General features: G+C 61.6%; 11 protein-coding genes. 8 read left to right on the forward strand and 3 right to left on the reverse strand.

What is annotated here, in order from left to right; all coding sequences use genetic code 11:
• The first annotated feature begins 28 nt into the window (after positions 1-28).
• Together G5367_RS06725 and G5367_RS06730 are read left to right on the forward strand one after the other, a co-directional pair.
• A complete protein-coding gene (locus G5367_RS06725; RefSeq protein ID WP_421244233.1) occupies positions 29-784 on the forward strand; it encodes a YciK family oxidoreductase in 756 nt (251 codons plus the stop codon).
• Between the two features lie 105 nt (positions 785-889).
• Entirely contained in the window at positions 890-1,804 is a 915-nt protein-coding gene (locus tag G5367_RS06730; RefSeq protein WP_421244232.1) for a LysR family transcriptional regulator, read from the forward strand.
• A 14-nt stretch (positions 1,805-1,818) separates the two neighbouring features.
• Here the strand turns inward: G5367_RS06730 and G5367_RS06735 are convergent, their stop codons facing one another.
• Positions 1,819-2,991 (reverse strand): MFS transporter, encoded by a 1,173-nt coding sequence (locus G5367_RS06735; RefSeq protein WP_005334914.1) that lies wholly within the window; start codon positions 2,989-2,991, stop codon positions 1,819-1,821.
• Between the two features lie 182 nt (positions 2,992-3,173).
• Here G5367_RS06735 and G5367_RS06740 point away from each other — a divergent pair, with 182 nt between their 5' ends.
• The gene (locus G5367_RS06740) at positions 3,174-4,319 is read left to right on the forward strand and encodes a MalY/PatB family protein (RefSeq protein WP_288728089.1); all 1,146 of its coding nucleotides are present in this window, start codon (positions 3,174-3,176) and stop codon (positions 4,317-4,319) included.
• Positions 4,320-4,401: 82 nt separating this feature from the next.
• Positions 4,402-5,826, forward strand: a complete 1,425-nt coding sequence (locus G5367_RS06745; RefSeq protein WP_421244231.1) for a TAXI family TRAP transporter solute-binding subunit — start codon at positions 4,402-4,404, stop codon at positions 5,824-5,826.
• A 124-nt stretch (positions 5,827-5,950) separates the two neighbouring features.
• Here G5367_RS06745 and G5367_RS06750 read toward each other — a convergent pair whose 3' ends face one another.
• Positions 5,951-6,865 carry a LysR family transcriptional regulator gene (locus tag G5367_RS06750; protein WP_005353868.1) on the reverse strand — a complete coding sequence of 305 codons (915 nt, stop codon included), beginning with the start codon at positions 6,863-6,865 and terminating at the stop codon, positions 5,951-5,953.
• 170 nt (positions 6,866-7,035) lie between these two features.
• Between G5367_RS06750 and G5367_RS06755 the strand changes: the two genes are divergently transcribed.
• From G5367_RS06755 to ygjK, 4 genes are all read left to right on the forward strand, one after another.
• Entirely contained in the window at positions 7,036-8,292 is a 1,257-nt protein-coding gene (locus G5367_RS06755; RefSeq protein ID WP_005353870.1) for an adenylosuccinate synthetase, read from the forward strand.
• 196 nt (positions 8,293-8,488) lie between these two features.
• Positions 8,489-9,025 (forward strand): YbhB/YbcL family Raf kinase inhibitor-like protein, encoded by a 537-nt coding sequence (locus G5367_RS06760; protein ID WP_421244230.1) that lies wholly within the window; start codon positions 8,489-8,491, stop codon positions 9,023-9,025.
• Positions 9,026-9,036: 11 nt separating this feature from the next.
• Positions 9,037-9,837 carry a helix-turn-helix transcriptional regulator gene (locus tag G5367_RS06765; protein WP_368215273.1) on the forward strand — a complete coding sequence of 267 codons (801 nt, stop codon included), beginning with the start codon at positions 9,037-9,039 and terminating at the stop codon, positions 9,835-9,837.
• Positions 9,838-10,033: 196 nt separating this feature from the next.
• A complete protein-coding gene (ygjK, locus tag G5367_RS06770; protein ID WP_421244229.1) occupies positions 10,034-12,514 on the forward strand; it encodes an alpha-glucosidase in 2,481 nt (826 codons plus the stop codon).
• Between the two features lie 199 nt (positions 12,515-12,713).
• On the opposite strand, the gene ligA is transcribed toward ygjK, so the two are convergent.
• The gene (gene ligA / locus G5367_RS06775; RefSeq protein ID WP_421294023.1) at positions 12,714-14,726 is read right to left on the reverse strand and encodes an NAD-dependent DNA ligase LigA; all 2,013 of its coding nucleotides are present in this window, start codon (positions 14,724-14,726) and stop codon (positions 12,714-12,716) included.
• Between the last annotated feature and the right edge of the window lie 95 nt (positions 14,727-14,821).

The raw sequence follows: 14,821 nt of genomic DNA on the forward strand, positions 1-14,821 counted from the left end.
TGGCCGGAATTTGTTAACAGGAGTTGTCATGCTCGATTATCAGGCACCCCGCGATCTGCTCAAGGATAAAGTCATTCTGGTCACCGGTGCCGGCGACGGGATCGGCCGCGAAGCCGCCCTCACCTACGCCGCTCACGGTGCCACCGTGATCCTGCTCGGCCGCACCAGCGCCAAACTCGAAGCCGTGTATGACCAGATCGAAGCGGCCGGTTATCCGCTGCCCGCCATCGTGCCGGTGGATCTGAAAGGGGCCACCGCCGCCCATTACCGCGGCATGGCCGAAACCTTCGCCCAGCAGTTTGGCCGCCTCGACGGCGTGCTGTTCAACGCCGGTCTGCTCGGTACCCTCTCTCCGTTTGAACATATTCAGGAGAAGGAGTGGGACGAGGTGATGCAGGTCAACGTCAAATCGGAATTCCTGCTGACCCAGGCGCTGCTGCCGCTGCTGCGCAAGACCGCCAAGGCGCAGGGCGATGCCTCCATCGTCTACACCTCCTCCAGCGTGGGACGCAAGGGGCGCGCCTACTGGGGCACCTATGCCATCTCCAAATTTGCCATCGAGGGGATGATGGAAGTACTGGCCGACGAGCTGGAGAACACAGGCGTGCGGGTCAATACCCTCAACCCGGGCGGTACCCGTACCAAGATGCGCGCCAGCGCCTTCCCGGCGGAAGATCCCATGAACCTCAAGACCCCGGCCGACCTGATGCCGCTCTACCTCTACCTGATGGGGTCGGACAGCCGCGACAAAACCGGCCAGACCTTTGTGGCTCAGCCCAAATAAATCAATAAAATACCCAGAGTGTTGTGCGGCAGGGGTTAAATTGAATAGGGGGCACAGGCTCCCTATTCGAACCACTGACCATCCTATCTCCAATCAGGTTGAACTATGTTTCGTCCCAAGAGCACGTTTGAGCAATGGCGGATCTTTCAGGCGGTGGTCGACTGCGGCGGCTACGCCCAGGCGGCCGAGGCGCTGAACAAGAGCCAGTCCTCCCTCAATCATGCGGTTGCGAAGTTGCAGCAGAGTCTGGGGGTGCCCTTGCTGGAGGTGCGCGGCCGCAAGGCGGTGCTGACCCCGGCGGGCGAGATCTTCCTCAAGCGGGCCCGCCAGCTGAGCCAGCAGGTGGAGGAGCTGGAGAATCTGGCCAACAACCTGGAACGGCAGTGGGAGCCGCAGATCAACCTCTATGTTTCGGCACTGCAGCCAAGGGATCGCCTCTATCGGGCGCTGGCCAGCTTCTATCCCCGCAGCCGGGGTTGCCGGGTCAACCTGCACGAACGCATTCACTGCCACTTCAACGCCCTGCAACCGGGGGATCTGATGCTCTCCGAGCACCTGCCCGGCGATCGCACCGGTTTGCTGCTGGACGAGGTGTGCCTGCTGCCCCTCTGCGCCGCCAGCCATCCGCTGGCACAGGAGGAGGGGCCCATCCGCAGCGACGTGCTGACCGGCCACAACCAGATCAGCCTTCATCCCCCCATTCACCGCTCGGTGGACTGGAACGATGCAGATGACACCGGCTGGAAGGCGACCCACTACCACGAAGTGCTCGCCATGCTGCGCCTCGACCTCGGCTATGCCTGGCTGCCGCGCCATCTGGTTGAGCGGGAACTGGCGGAAGGTTCGCTCATACAGCTGGATCTGGAGAGCGGCAACGAGCGCCACCTCTACACCTATCTGCTGACCCTCTCCCCCGAATCCCTCGGCCCTGCGACCGAGCTGCTGCTGCGCTGCCTGCGCAACGAATATCAGGGCGAATCAGCGCCGCTTCCGCACGCCCAGCCCCTGCACGGTAAATAACAGCCAGCTCCCCGTCAGACGTTGGGCACCCGCCAGCTGGCGGCCAGTGCCACCAGTGCCAATCCCAGCGCCACCATAAAGACCCCGTGGAAACTCCACACCTCCGCCACCACACCGGCGATGGCCCCTGCCATGATGGAGCCGGTGCGGATGCTGTTGGCAAACAGGGTGGTCGCCACCCCGGCTCGCCCCGGCATCAGATCCTGAAAGTAGGACATGCCGATCCCCGCCACGATACCGATGAAGATGGCGTTGAACAGCTGCAAGGCGATCAGGGCGTATTGGTCGGTGAGGGTCACCAGACCTGTGTAAAAGGCCGCGCCAGCCAGTACCGCCAGCAACATCATGGGGCGTTTGCCAAAGCGAGCCGTGTAGTAACCCGCCAGCAGCATGAAGGGGATCTCCAGCGCCGCCGCCGTGCCCATCAGGATACCGGCAAGCTTCTCATCCATCCCGAGCTCTCGGGTGATGTAGAGCGGCATATTGATGAGGTACATGCTGTTACAGGTCCACATCAGGGTGGAGGCGATAAAGAGCGCCCGCACCGCCGGATCACGCCAGCTGCTGACCCGCTCTGTCTCTTCGGCCATCTTGGGCAAAGGGAGAGAGGGGAGCCAGCGCCACACCACCAGGGCGCAGAGCAGGTAGGCCAGTGCCGAGGCCAGATACATCAACTCGAAACCGTAGCCGATGGCCAGCGCGAAGGCGATGGGTGGGCCTATGACCCAGGCCAGCGAAAACTGGGCCCGCATCACCGAGCTGAACATGTCCGCCCGCCGGTTGCGGCTGTCGGAGTACTCCCGCGCCAGCGCAAACAGCTGGGGACTGGCCGTGGCCGCCAGCGCCGCCAGCATCACCCCCAGACTCGCCAACAGCCAGTAGTTGCGGTTCCAAGCAAACAGCAAGGAGAGCGCCACCCCGGCAAAACAGCAGCGCAGGATCAGTCGCTTGCGATCCCCCTTGTTATCGGAACGGTGGCCCAGCCACTGACTGACCAGAATGCCCACCACGGCGTTGATGGTATAGAAGAGCCCGACCAGAAAGGGGCGCACCTGCACCTCCTCGGCCAGAAACAGACTTAAGGTAGGCACCTGCAGTGCCACCGCGACGCCGGTCATAAAGGTCACGGCAAGAAATGAAAGAGAGACGGGATCCGGGCGTTTGACTGCCGCTATCGACAAGCTCATAGGGTTACCACTGATTGGAAGGACGATACGGGCTAACGGGCGGCAGCCGTATGAAAATTCGGCGCCTATCTTATGTCACTATCAAGAGCGGGCTCAAGGATGGCATAAGCGGGTGTGCGCCTTGCGAGGGAGGCCGCGACCCCGTAGAGTGAAAGCCCATCCTGCCAGCACAAGGAGTTCGCATGTTTGATTTTGATCAGGAAGTAGACCGCAGTGGCACCATGAGCCTGAAATGGGACAAGTACAAGGGTCAGGATGTGCTGCCCATGTGGGTTGCCGATACCGACTTTGTCTCCCCCCCGTCCGTGATCGAGGCGTTGACCAAACGGGTTGCCCACGGCATTTTCGGCTATTCACGCCCCTCGCCGCGCCTGATCGAACTCATTATCGAACGGATGGCGACCCGCTATGGCTGGGCCATCGAGCCCGAATGGCTGGTGTTCCTGCCCGGCGTGGTGCCGGGGCTCAACCTCGCCTGCAAGGCCTGGAGCCAGCATGGTCGCGGCATCATCACCCCCAAGCCGGTCTATTACCCCTTCCTGCAGGCGCCGGGCTTCAATGATCGTCCCCTGCTCACCGTGCCGATGATTGAGGAAGCGGGTCGCTGGGTGCTGGATCTTGAAGAGCTGGAGCGTCAGGCCCCCGCCGCAGATCTGCTGCTGCTCTGCAACCCCCACAACCCGGGCGGCACCATCTTCACCCGTGACGAACTGCTGGCCATCGATGCCATCGCCGCGCGCCACAATCTGGTGATCTGCTCCGATGAAATCCACTGCGATCTGCTGCTGGATAAAAACGCCCGCCACATTCCCTACGGCGCCCTCAGTCCGGAAGCGGCCGAGCGCTGTGCAGTGATGATGGCTCCGAGCAAAACCTTCAATATCGCCGGTCTCTGCTGCTCCTTCGCCATTATCCCCAACGCCCGTCTGCGCTTCAGGCTGCAGCAGGCAATGCGCGGCATCAGCGCCGACGTCAACCTGCTGGGCTTTGTCGCCGCCGAAGCAGCCTACGAGGGCGGCGAACAGTGGCTGACCGAGCAACTCGACTATCTGGCGGCCAATCTGGCCCTGATCCAGCAGGCGGTGGCTCGCTGGCCCGGCGTCAAGCTGGCCAACCATCAGGCAACTTATCTGGCCTGGATCGATGTAAGCGCCCTTGGCCTTGCCGATCCCATCGCCTTCTTCGAGCAGGCCGGCGTTGGTCTCTCCCCCGGCGCCCAGTTTGGCGACGGTCAGTTCGTGCGGCTCAACTTCGGCTGCACCAGGGCACGACTGACCGACGCGCTGGCGCGGATGGAGCGGGCAATCCTCAACCACAGCAAGCCCTGATCAGCCCAGCAACGGGATGGGCAAGCCCCATCCCTTTTACCCTGTGTCATCAGCCAGCGGTCAACTCAGTCAACGGTCAATTATGTCTCTACGGATCTTGCATCACCTTCTGCTCCCCCTCTGTGCACTCTCTGCGCTGCTCCCTTTTGGCAGCCAGGCGCTGACTATCGGAACGGGCCCGCTCAACGGGGTCTACTACCCGACCGGTGGCGCCATCTGCCGGGTGCTCAATGCCGACCATGCCCTCCATGGGGACAGCTGCACCGTGCAGAGCACCCGCGGCTCGATGGCCAACCTCAAGGCGCTCGGCAAAGGGGACGTGCAGCTGGCGCTGGTGCAGTCCGATATATTGCACCACGCCCTGCACGGCACCGGTCCCTTCAGCGGGCAGGGAGCCAACAATGAGCTGCGCAGCCTGTTTCGCCTCTATCAGGAGTCGCTGACCCTGCTGGCCGCCCCCGACAGCGGCATCACCACCCTGGCAGATATCGAAGGGAAACGGGTCTACCCGGGCAACAATGGCGCCGGTGAGCAGATCACCAGCCAGGCCCTGATGGCAGCTATGGGATGGCAACCCGGGCAGTTTGCTGCCTATCAGCTCAAGTCGGACAGCGAACCGCTGGAAGGGCTGTGCGATGGCTCGCTGGATGCCGCTTTTGTGGTAGCCGGTCACCCCAGTCTGGCAGTCGGCGATCTGATCAGCCGCTGCAAAGTGCGCCTTATCCCCATCGAAGGGGAGCAGGTCGACACGCTGCTCAAGCAACACCCCTACTATCAGCGCAGCCGCATCGCAGCCAACCTCTATCCGGGTCAACTCACCGCCATCAACAATATCGGGATGAGTGCCGAACTGGTGGCGCTGGCCAGCCTGCCGGACCCCATCGTCCGTACCGTGCGCGATACCCTGCTGGCCCGGTTCAAACAGTTCAGCCGGCTGCACCCCGCCCTGAGCAAGGTGACCCCCGAGCAGTTGCAGGCGCAAACCGAGCTGCCCCTCCATGCGGGGATGTCGGATCAACCGCCAGCCCCTTTGCCACTGACCCCCGAGCAGTTAACTGCGGAACAGCTGACACCAGAGCCGTTAACACCAGCACCATCGACCTCGGAGGCGGCACCAACGGCAGAACAGGTGAGTGCCGCCAACGGGATGACAGCCACCCTTGAAGCGCCTTCTGACGCGACCGCCACCAGCAGTGCCGCAGTGGCAACAGAAGCCACAGAGGTTAATCCCTTGCCTGAAGAGGCCCTCGAGGTCACCCCCGAGCCCACTGCTACGCCGACCACCGAGGGGGAAAGAGTGGCTCCCTCTGCTGCAGCGTCAACAGTTCCATCACCATCGGCTGCTGTGTCGACTCTGTTGCCACAAAACGCCTCTGCGGCAACTGCGCAGCAAGAACAGGCAAACCAGCCTGCCAGCAGCGCGGTTGCTGGCGAAACCCCACCGCAGGATAAAACCGACACGCCTCCCTCCCCTGCTACCAGCGCAGCCACACAGCTGCAACCCTGAGTGGTCAGCGCCCACAAATGCATCAGGGCAGCCTCGGCTGCCCTGATTGTTTACGCGCGTTCGATAGTGACGCAATTGATGGCGGCGCAGTCACCCCGATAGGCCTGCTCACCTTGCCGCTCAGCTACGGCTCCATCACCCGGGTCAGATAGGGGTTGGGCTTCTGGATCTCCTCCTCCACCCAGTGCAGCAACTGCTTGATGGCCCGCGACAACACCTGATTCTGGCGCACCACGTAGCCCAGACTGGTACCGGGAAAGTCGCCGAGGCTGGTGACCGGCGCGGTGAGGTTGAGGCGCGGATGCAGGGAGAAGTCCGGCACGATGGCGACACCAAAGCCCGCCTCGGCCCAATCGAGCTGGGCGTCGACGCTGCCCACCTCCATGATGCGGCAAGGGGGCAAGGCCAGCAGCGGCAGGGATGGGTCGATCAGCGCCCGGGTGCGGGTGTCGTGACCGAGCAGGATCAGGGTCGGCTCATCGAGGGGGTCGCTCTCTCCCGCCACCGCCCGCGCCTGCCAACGGGCAAGGCCATGACCCAGCGCGCACCAGGTCACCTGTTGCAGCTCGGTATAGAAGAGCGGCTCGCTGCGCTTTTGCGCCATCACGAAGCCCAGATCCGCCTTGCCCGCCTTGACCAGCTCGGCGGCCTGATCCGAAGTGGTGTTGAACAGGGTAAGGTCGATGCCGGGGAACTCCCGCTTGAAGCGCTGGAACGGCTGGATCAGCAGCAGGCGGGAGATGATGTCGCTGGCGGCGATGGCCAGCGTCCCCTGACTCAGCTGGTTGAGGGCATTGAGATCGGACTGGCAGAGCTGCAACTCGGCAATGGTGCGCTCGGCACTTTGCAGCAGCCGCTCTCCTGCCTGAGTCAGGCGAAACGGACTGCGCTCGATCAGCCGCACCCGGGTCGCCTGCTCCAGCCGCTTGATATGCAGGCTGACATTGGGCTGGGTCATGTGCAGCTCGGTGGCGGTCTGACCAAAATGTTGCAATCGGGCCAGAGTGACAAAGGTTTGCAGCCAGTGAATATCCAGCATAAGAGTCCCTCCACCCGCGAGGTGCGGGGCTTGCCAGGCAAAATCGGACGGTTTGCCGCTTAATTGGCCATAATTATATGGCTCTCTTATCGGAATTATAAAGATAATTAATTTTTCTAATCCGCATCAGGCTCCTAGGATGGACGCCTAACGTCTTAGGAGAAAGAGTCATGTCGTCTATCGTAGTCGTAGGTGCTAACTGGGGTGATGAAGGCAAAGGCCGCATCGTGGATTATCTGGCAGGTCAAGCTGGCGCCAGCATTCGCTTCCAGGGCGGCAACAACGCTGGCCACACCGTGGTCAACGACCTTGGCACCTTCAAGCTGCACCAGGTTCCGAGTGGCGTATTCAACCCGGATTGCCTGGTTGTCCTCGGCCCGGGCATGGTGATCAGCCCCGAGAAACTGACCGTCGAGCTCGACGAAGTCAAAGCCTCCGGCGTGACTCCGAAGCTGGCCATCTCTGACCGCGCAACCCTCTGCCTGCCGCTGCACGCACTGGAAGATACCCTGGAAGAGCAACGTCTGGGTGACGGCGCCTATGGCTCCACCCGTCAGGGCATCGCTCCTGCCTACGGCGATCGCGTGATGAAGAAAGCGATCCTGGTCGGCTGGCTGAAACAGCCGGACGTGCTGGTCGAGCGCATCCAGTTCATGCTGGACTGGAAACTGCCGCAGATGAAGGCTATCTACCCCTCCTTCGAATTCACCCAGACTGCCCAGGAGATGGCCGACTGGCTGCTGGAAGTCTCTGCACCCTGGATCGACGCCGTTTGCAACGTCAGCATGCCGCTCAAAGCGCTGCAGGCCGAAGGCAAGACCCTGCTGTTCGAAGCACAGTTGGGCGCTGGCCGTGACCTGATCTACGGCGAATACCCCTGGGTGACCTCCTCCCACGTATCTGGCGCCTACGCCGGTATCGGTGGCGGTCTGCCGGGTCTGCGCCCGGAGCGCGTCATCGCTGTGGCCAAGGCATTCAGCTCCTCTGTCGGTACCGGCACCCTGCTGACCGCCATGGAGAACCAGGACGAGTTCCGCAAGATCACCAACGAGTTCGGTGCCACCACCGGCCGTCCCCGTGATGTCGGCTACTTCGACGCTGTTGCCACCAAGAACGGTGTCGAGCTGCAAGCCGCCACCGAAGTGGCACTGACCAAGCTGGACTGCCTGACCGGTCTGCCGGATCTGAAGATCTGCGTAGCTTACGAAGGTGCCCACACCGAGAACCCGATTTGGCCGCAAACCGCTGCTCTGAAGCCGGTTTACGAGCAGATGGAAAGCTGGAGCGAAGACATCACCGGTTGCCGCACTTTCGAAGAGCTGCCGCGCGCTGCCCAGCAGTACGTGCTGCGTATCGAAGAGCTGCTCGGCGTACCGGTTCCGATGGTTTCCGTCGGCCCGGGCCGTGACGAGATGATCCTGCGCTAAGCCGCACCTCTTATCGTCAAACAAAAAACCGGCATCCCTGATGCCGGTTTTTTTATGGCTGCCGTTTACCTTCTTGCCATAAAACCACCAAAAGGCTCAATTAACTCATTAATCGACCTCACATTGAGCCGTTCTGCAATAACATTCTACCCTGCCCTCGTTAAAGTGAACCCGTTACCACACGAGGAGTCACCCAATGAAATTGCTCAAACAGAGTGCCCTGTTGCCACTGCTCTGCCTGACGGCCATGCCAGCCTTTGCCATGACCCTGAAGAGCACGGACATTCACGAAGGCCAGTTGATGGCCAAACAGTTCAGCTTCAACGGCTTTGGCTGCAGCGGCGACAACCACTCGCCCCAACTTAGCTGGCAGAATCTGCCGGCAGGCACCAAGAGTGTTGCCATCACCGCCTATGACCCCGATGCCCCCACCGGCAGCGGTTGGTGGCACTGGCTGGTGGTGAACCTGCCTGCCACCCAGAGCGAGCTGGCCAGCAATGTCTCAGGCAAGCTCAAGCAGGGATTGGAGATCCGCACCGACTTTGGCAGCCAGGGTTACGGCGGCCCCTGCCCGCCCGCAGGTCACGGCATGCACCGCTATCAGTTCACCGCCTGGGCCCTGCCCCATGATCTCGAGGTAAAGGCCGATACCCCACCCGCTATGGTAGGCTACATGCTCAACAGCATGGCGCTCGGCAAGGCCACCCTGACCGCCACCTTCGTCACCCCCTAGGAGCCAACCGGATGAGCACTCCCCTGCTGCAACAGAGCCACTATCTCGGGATCCGCCAGCAGCCCCTGCACCGGGTGCTCATCTATGCCCCGACCCTCATCTGGGTCACCCAGGGGAGCAAGCAACTGTGGTGGCGCGAGCAGCGTCTGTCGTTTGACAGGGAGCGGTGGCTGCTGATCCCGGCAGGCCACCAGCTCACCTTCGTCAATCAGCCGGAGAAGAGCAAGTTTCGCTCCCACGCCATCACGCTGCTGACCCCACCACCGCCGGAGTGGCTGGCCGCGTCAGCCCCTTCCCACGCCGATCTGGAGGAACCCGCCGTCAAGGTCACCCCCGGGCTCGCCTTCTGCTTTGAACTCATCAGCACCATGGCCGAACGGGGACTAAGCGAAGCAACCCAGGCCGAACTGCTGCGCGGCTTCTATGCCGAGCTGCGGGCAGCCAACGCCCTCGGGTTACTTTTTCCCGCCAGCACCATGACCCTCGCAGAGCGGTTGGCACGCTACCTGGCGGTGGAACCCGGCATGGACCACACCCTGGAGGCAGTGGCCCCCCACTTCTCCATGAGCCGCGCCTCCATGGTGCGCAAGCTGGCCGCCGAAGGTCGCAGCTTTCGCCAGTTGCTGGCTCAGGTGCGCATGAGCCACGCCCTCAACCTGTTGCAACAGGGCCTGACCCCGCTGGAGGTCGCCCTCGCCTGCGGTTATGACTCCCCAAGTCGCTTTGCCGCCCGCTTCAAACAGGAGTTCGGCCTGACGCCTCACCAATACCTGCACACCTGCCCTGCCAGATTGGCGAGCAACGACAAGTAAAACATTACTTAAAACCAACCTTATGTAACCTGATGTAACCCAGTGATCCCGCTCACATTGCCGCCTCTTCAGAGTGTGATCTCGCGCCAGCGCCCCCCTTTCCCCTTGCCATACAATGGCTACCGAACACCTTTTCACTAAAAATAAGCGTAAAAAATCTTCCTTTTAACCTACATAAACGGAATTGGAGCGAGAAATGTTTCGTAAAACTTTACTCTCGATAGCCCTAGGCACCGCCCTGTTCGGACTGACCGCCTGCAACGATAACCAGACAGAGAGCAGCACAGTCGCCAAACCGGAGCAGGCCATCCAGTACAAGGACGTGATCGACCGTCGGGGAACTCCGACCCAATTCCGCGACTTTGACAGCTACTCCAACCTCAAATACAACCCACTGCTCGATCTGGGGGCATGGCACGGTTTCCTGCTGCCTGCCAGCGACAAGGAGTGGGGGGGCTTTACCGGCCCCATGGTCATCTCCGAGGAGTACAGCCTCTTCTTTGCCAGCGAGCTGGACAAGCTTACCCTCAGCGATGCGAGCGGGCGCCCGTTCCCGCTCACCAGCGCCCGCAAGCAGGAGGTGTACGCCATTCCCGGTGCACTGGTGCAACGCTTCGAGTTCGAGCCCTTTACGCTGGAGCTGGAGCTGCGTTATGGCGATGCCCGTACCGCTCTTATCCGCACCCGACTCATCAACCAGACCGATGCACCGCTCACCCTCAACCTCAACTGGCAGGGCGAGTTGCTCAATCAATGGGATGCCAAGGATACGATTGCCAGCAAATATCCAGGCTGGACACGCACCATCAGCGAGAGCGACAAAGGAATCGAATTCCAGTTCGGTAAACTGCGCAGCACCTGGAACATCATGCAGAGCGGCAGCGCCCGCTATCGAATCGACCGCACCCTGCCAAGTCGCACCACCCTCGACCAGAAGACACTGGGCTACCAAAGCGACGCCAGCATTACCCTGGCCGCCAAGGGGAGCGAGGATATCTACACCCTGCAGAGCTATCTCCACTCCGCAGATGACGCCAGCCGCCATCAGCAGAGCCGTCAAGCCCTGCTGGCCAACCCGGCCAGCTATTTTGCCGACTCCATCCGCCGCTGGGAGGACTACCTTGCCAAGGGTCTCTCCAATCAGGGTATCCCCGAGTCGGAGCGCCGCATCGCCGTCAAGGCGATGGAGACCCTCAATGGCAACTGGCGCTCCCCGGCTGGCGCCATCCTCCACGACGGGGTAACCCCCTCCAATACCGCCCGCTGGTTCGACGGCGTCTGGGCTTGGGACAGCTGGAAGCACGCCTATGCCATGGCGCACTTCAACCCTGAGGTGGCCAAGAACAACGTGCGCGCCATGTATGACTATCAGGTGCAGCCGGATGACCCGGTGCGACCGCAAGATGCGGGCATGGTGATCGACGCCGTCTTCTACAACAAGCTGGCGGATCGCGGTGGCGATGGCGGCAACTGGAACGAGCGCGACACCAAGCCGCCCCTCTCCGCCTGGGCTATCTGGGAAATCTACAGCGCCACCAAGGACAAGGCCTTTATCGCCGAGATGTATCCCAAGCTGCAGGCCTACCACGACTGGTGGTACCGCGCGCGGGACAACAACCGCAACGGCATCATCGAATATGGCGCCACCAAGCATGTGGAGCACAATGACGAGTACGGCAATATCACCTTCAAGGTGCAGTACTCCAACGGTATTCCCGCCGGGCTGGATCTCTCAAGCTGTACCAGTGAGGGGGATGGCTGGTATGCCTGCGCCGGAATGCCGCTCTATCAACAGGTGTTGAACGTGGGCGGTTATAGCGACATGGATATCGGTGCCCAGCACGGCGCCGGTTGGGAGTCCGGCATGGATAACGCCGCCCGCTTCGGCTTTATCGAACCGGGCCAGCTGCAACGCTATGCCGACAAGACCTATGGCGGAGATTTGGCCAAGGCACGTCAGGACTGGAACGTCGCCTTCTTTGAAAACCATCAGGACAATGGCGATTTGATCGGTTTCTCCATCGACCAGGAGTCAGTGGAACTCAACGCCTTCCTCGCCAAGGAGAAACGCATTCTGGCAGACATGGCCGACCTGCTTGGCAAGCCGGACGACGCGAGCCGCTACCGCGATGGCGAGACCCAGCTGGCTGGTTACATCAACAGCTGCATGTTCGATGAGGCATCAGGCTTCTATTACGATCGCCAGATTGCTCAGGGGGATGTTGCTGACGGCAACGGCTGCGTCGGCAAATTGCTGACCGCCCGCGGCCGTGGCCCGGAAGGGTGGAGTCCGCTCTGGGCAGAGGTCGCCGACAAGGAGAAAGCGGCACGGGTGCGCGAGGTGATGCTCAACGCCCAGGAGTTCAACACAAAGATTCCGCTGGGCACAGCCGCGCTGACCAACCCGGCCTACGACCCCAATATCTACTGGCGCGGCCGGGTATGGCTCGATCAGTTCTACTTCGGGGTGAAGGGGCTGGAGAACTACGGCTACCGCAGCGATGCCGAGGCTCTGGTCAACAAGCTGTTCAACAACGCAGAGGGCTTGGCGGGCAGCGGCCCCATCCGCGAAAACTACAATCCGGAGACCGGCGCCATGCAGGGGGCCAGCAACTTCAGCTGGAGCTCGGCCCACCTCTATATGCTCTATCGCAACTTCCTCAAGCCACAGGAATAAGCCTCGAGAGAGGATGCCCCCCCTTCGGCTTGATGCATCAGGTGGCCTTGTAGAGTGTTGCCATACTGATTGAGCAAACTGAGCACTCGGGAAATATTGCTCAGGCGCTTGCTGCTCCCCCGCAAAAAATGGTGATAGCGGGGGAATAAAAAACAACCCGGCACGAATGCCGGGTTATTTTTTTATCAGAGAGACGAACTCAGCTCTGGCCTTGCAGCGCCTGCTGCAACTCCTCTTCGCTCCAGATGGTAATGCCAAGCTCCTGTGCCTTGACCAGCTTGGAACCGGCCGCTTCCCCCGCCACCAGCACATCGGTCTTGGCAGATACCGAACCCGCCACCTTGGCCCCCAGCGCCTGCAGTGCCGCCTTGGCATCGTTGCGCGACAAGGTGGTCAGGGTGCCGGTCAGCACGAAGGTTTTGCCGGCAAAGGGTTGCTCCGCGGCCTCTTTCTTCTCGATGGCCGGCCAATGGATGCCGGCAGCCAGCAAGGCTTCCAGCACCTCCACGTTATGGGGCTGACGCAAGAAGTAGTAGACATGCTTGGCCACCACATCGCCCACGTCGGCCACTTCAAGCAGCTGATCCACCGAAGCCGCGCGCAGAGCATCCAGGGTGAGGAAGTGGTTGGCAAGATTGAGCGCTGTCGCCTCCCCCACTTCACGGATCCCCAGGGCAAACAGGAAGCGCGGCAGGGTGGTGCTGCGCGCCGCATCGATGGCGGCTACCAGATTGAGGGCCGATTTTTGCCCCATCCGCTCAAGCCCGGCCAGCTGGATGGCATTGAGGCTGAACAGATCGGCGGGGGTCTTCACCAGTCCCTTGTCCACCAGCTGCTCGACAATCTTGTCGCCAAGGCCGTCCACATCCATGGCGCGACGGGCAGCAAAGTGCTTGATCGCCTCCTTGCGCTGCGCCTCGCAGAACAGGCCACCGGAGCAGCGTGCAACCGCCTCTCCTTCCAGCCGCTCCACTGCCGAGCCACACACCGGGCACTCGGTCGGGAAGAGAATTTCGCGCGCATCAACAGGGCGCTGTGCCTCTACCACGGCAACGATCTGAGGGATCACGTCCCCTGCCCGGCGCACGATCACGGTATCACCGACCATGACGCCAAGGCGCTCTATCTCGTCGGCGTTGTGCAAGGTGGCGTTGGAGACAGTCACACCGCCGACAAACACCGGTTTGAGCTTGGCCACCGGCGTCACGGCGCCGGTACGGCCAACCTGAAACTCGACGTTCTCAAGCAGAGTCATCTCTTCCTGCGCCGGGAACTTGTGGGCGGTCGCCCAGCGCGGCGCGCGTGCCACAAAGCCGAGCTCCTCTTGCAGAGCGATAGCATCCACCTTGTAGACCACGCCGTCGATCTCATAGGGCAGCTCGCCACGGCGGGCCAGAATGTCGTCGTGGAACGCCAGACAACCGGCAGCCCCCTCTTTGAGTTTCACCTCGGGACTAAGCGGCAGCCCCCACTCTTTGAGCTGATTGAGGCGACCAAAGTGAGAGCCACCGAGTTGCTCGCCGCCGACACCGACGCCGTAGGCGTAAAAGCTCAGGGGACGGCTGGCAGTGATACGTGAATCGAGCTGACGCAGGCTGCCGGCGGCGGCGTTACGCGGGTTGACGAACACCTTCTCGCCTGCGGCCAGTGCCTTGGCGTTCATCGCCTCGAAACCGGCTTTGGGCATAAAGACTTCGCCACGCACTTCCAACCGCTCGGGCCAACCAAAGCCCCGCAATGCGAGCGGAATGGCCTTGATGGTACGCACGTTCTCGGTGATCTCCTCACCGGTAGCGCCATCGCCCCGGGTCGCGGCCTGCACCAGCTGACCATTTACATAGAGCAGGCTCACCGCCAAGCCATCAAGCTTGGGCTCGCAGCAAAACTCGAAACGCACTTCACGCTTGAGGCGATCGCTCATCCGTTGTTCAAACGCCAGCAGCTCTTCGCTGCTAAAGACGTTGTCCAGACTCAGCATGGGGATCTCGTGACGCACCTGCCTGAAGGCAGTCAGCGGCTGGCCACCGACCCGCACGCTCGGGGAAGCCGGGGTTTTCAGCTCGGGGTGGTCGGCCTCCAGCGCGATCAGTTCGCGCATCAGACGGTCATATTCAGCATCCGGTACGGTCGGGTTATCCAGCACATAGTACTGATGACCATATTCGGTAAGCAGCTCACACAGTTGACGGTGGCGGGAGAGAATATCGCTCATGAAAAAGTCTCGAAGTGTGATTGAAAATCCGGCCCGGGGTAGAAACAAAAGTGCGGTACCTGGGTACCGCACTTTTATCTATTCGACCCGCATGG

The organism is Aeromonas sp. 604282, assembly GCF_049170575.1.
GTDB lineage: Bacteria > Pseudomonadota > Gammaproteobacteria > Enterobacterales > Aeromonadaceae > Aeromonas > Aeromonas veronii_A.

What these genes read in the sequence shown, in the direction of transcription:
- ligA (WP_421294023.1), bottom strand. Translation starts at nt 14,726, where the DNA reads ATGAGCGATATTCTCTCCCGCCACCGTCAACTGTGTGAGCTGCTTACC.
- G5367_RS06755 (WP_005353870.1), top strand. Translation starts at nt 7,036, where the DNA reads ATGTCGTCTATCGTAGTCGTAGGTGCTAACTGGGGTGATGAAGGCAAA.
- ygjK (WP_421244229.1), top strand. Translation starts at nt 10,034, where the DNA reads ATGTTTCGTAAAACTTTACTCTCGATAGCCCTAGGCACCGCCCTGTTC.
- G5367_RS06745 (WP_421244231.1), top strand. Translation starts at nt 4,402, where the DNA reads ATGTCTCTACGGATCTTGCATCACCTTCTGCTCCCCCTCTGTGCACTC.
- G5367_RS06740 (WP_288728089.1), top strand. Translation starts at nt 3,174, where the DNA reads ATGTTTGATTTTGATCAGGAAGTAGACCGCAGTGGCACCATGAGCCTG.
- G5367_RS06760 (WP_421244230.1), top strand. Translation starts at nt 8,489, where the DNA reads ATGAAATTGCTCAAACAGAGTGCCCTGTTGCCACTGCTCTGCCTGACG.
- G5367_RS06735 (WP_005334914.1), bottom strand. Translation starts at nt 2,991, where the DNA reads ATGAGCTTGTCGATAGCGGCAGTCAAACGCCCGGATCCCGTCTCTCTT.
- G5367_RS06765 (WP_368215273.1), top strand. Translation starts at nt 9,037, where the DNA reads ATGAGCACTCCCCTGCTGCAACAGAGCCACTATCTCGGGATCCGCCAG.
- G5367_RS06750 (WP_005353868.1), bottom strand. Translation starts at nt 6,865, where the DNA reads ATGCTGGATATTCACTGGCTGCAAACCTTTGTCACTCTGGCCCGATTG.
- G5367_RS06730 (WP_421244232.1), top strand. Translation starts at nt 890, where the DNA reads ATGTTTCGTCCCAAGAGCACGTTTGAGCAATGGCGGATCTTTCAGGCG.
- G5367_RS06725 (WP_421244233.1), top strand. Translation starts at nt 29, where the DNA reads ATGCTCGATTATCAGGCACCCCGCGATCTGCTCAAGGATAAAGTCATT.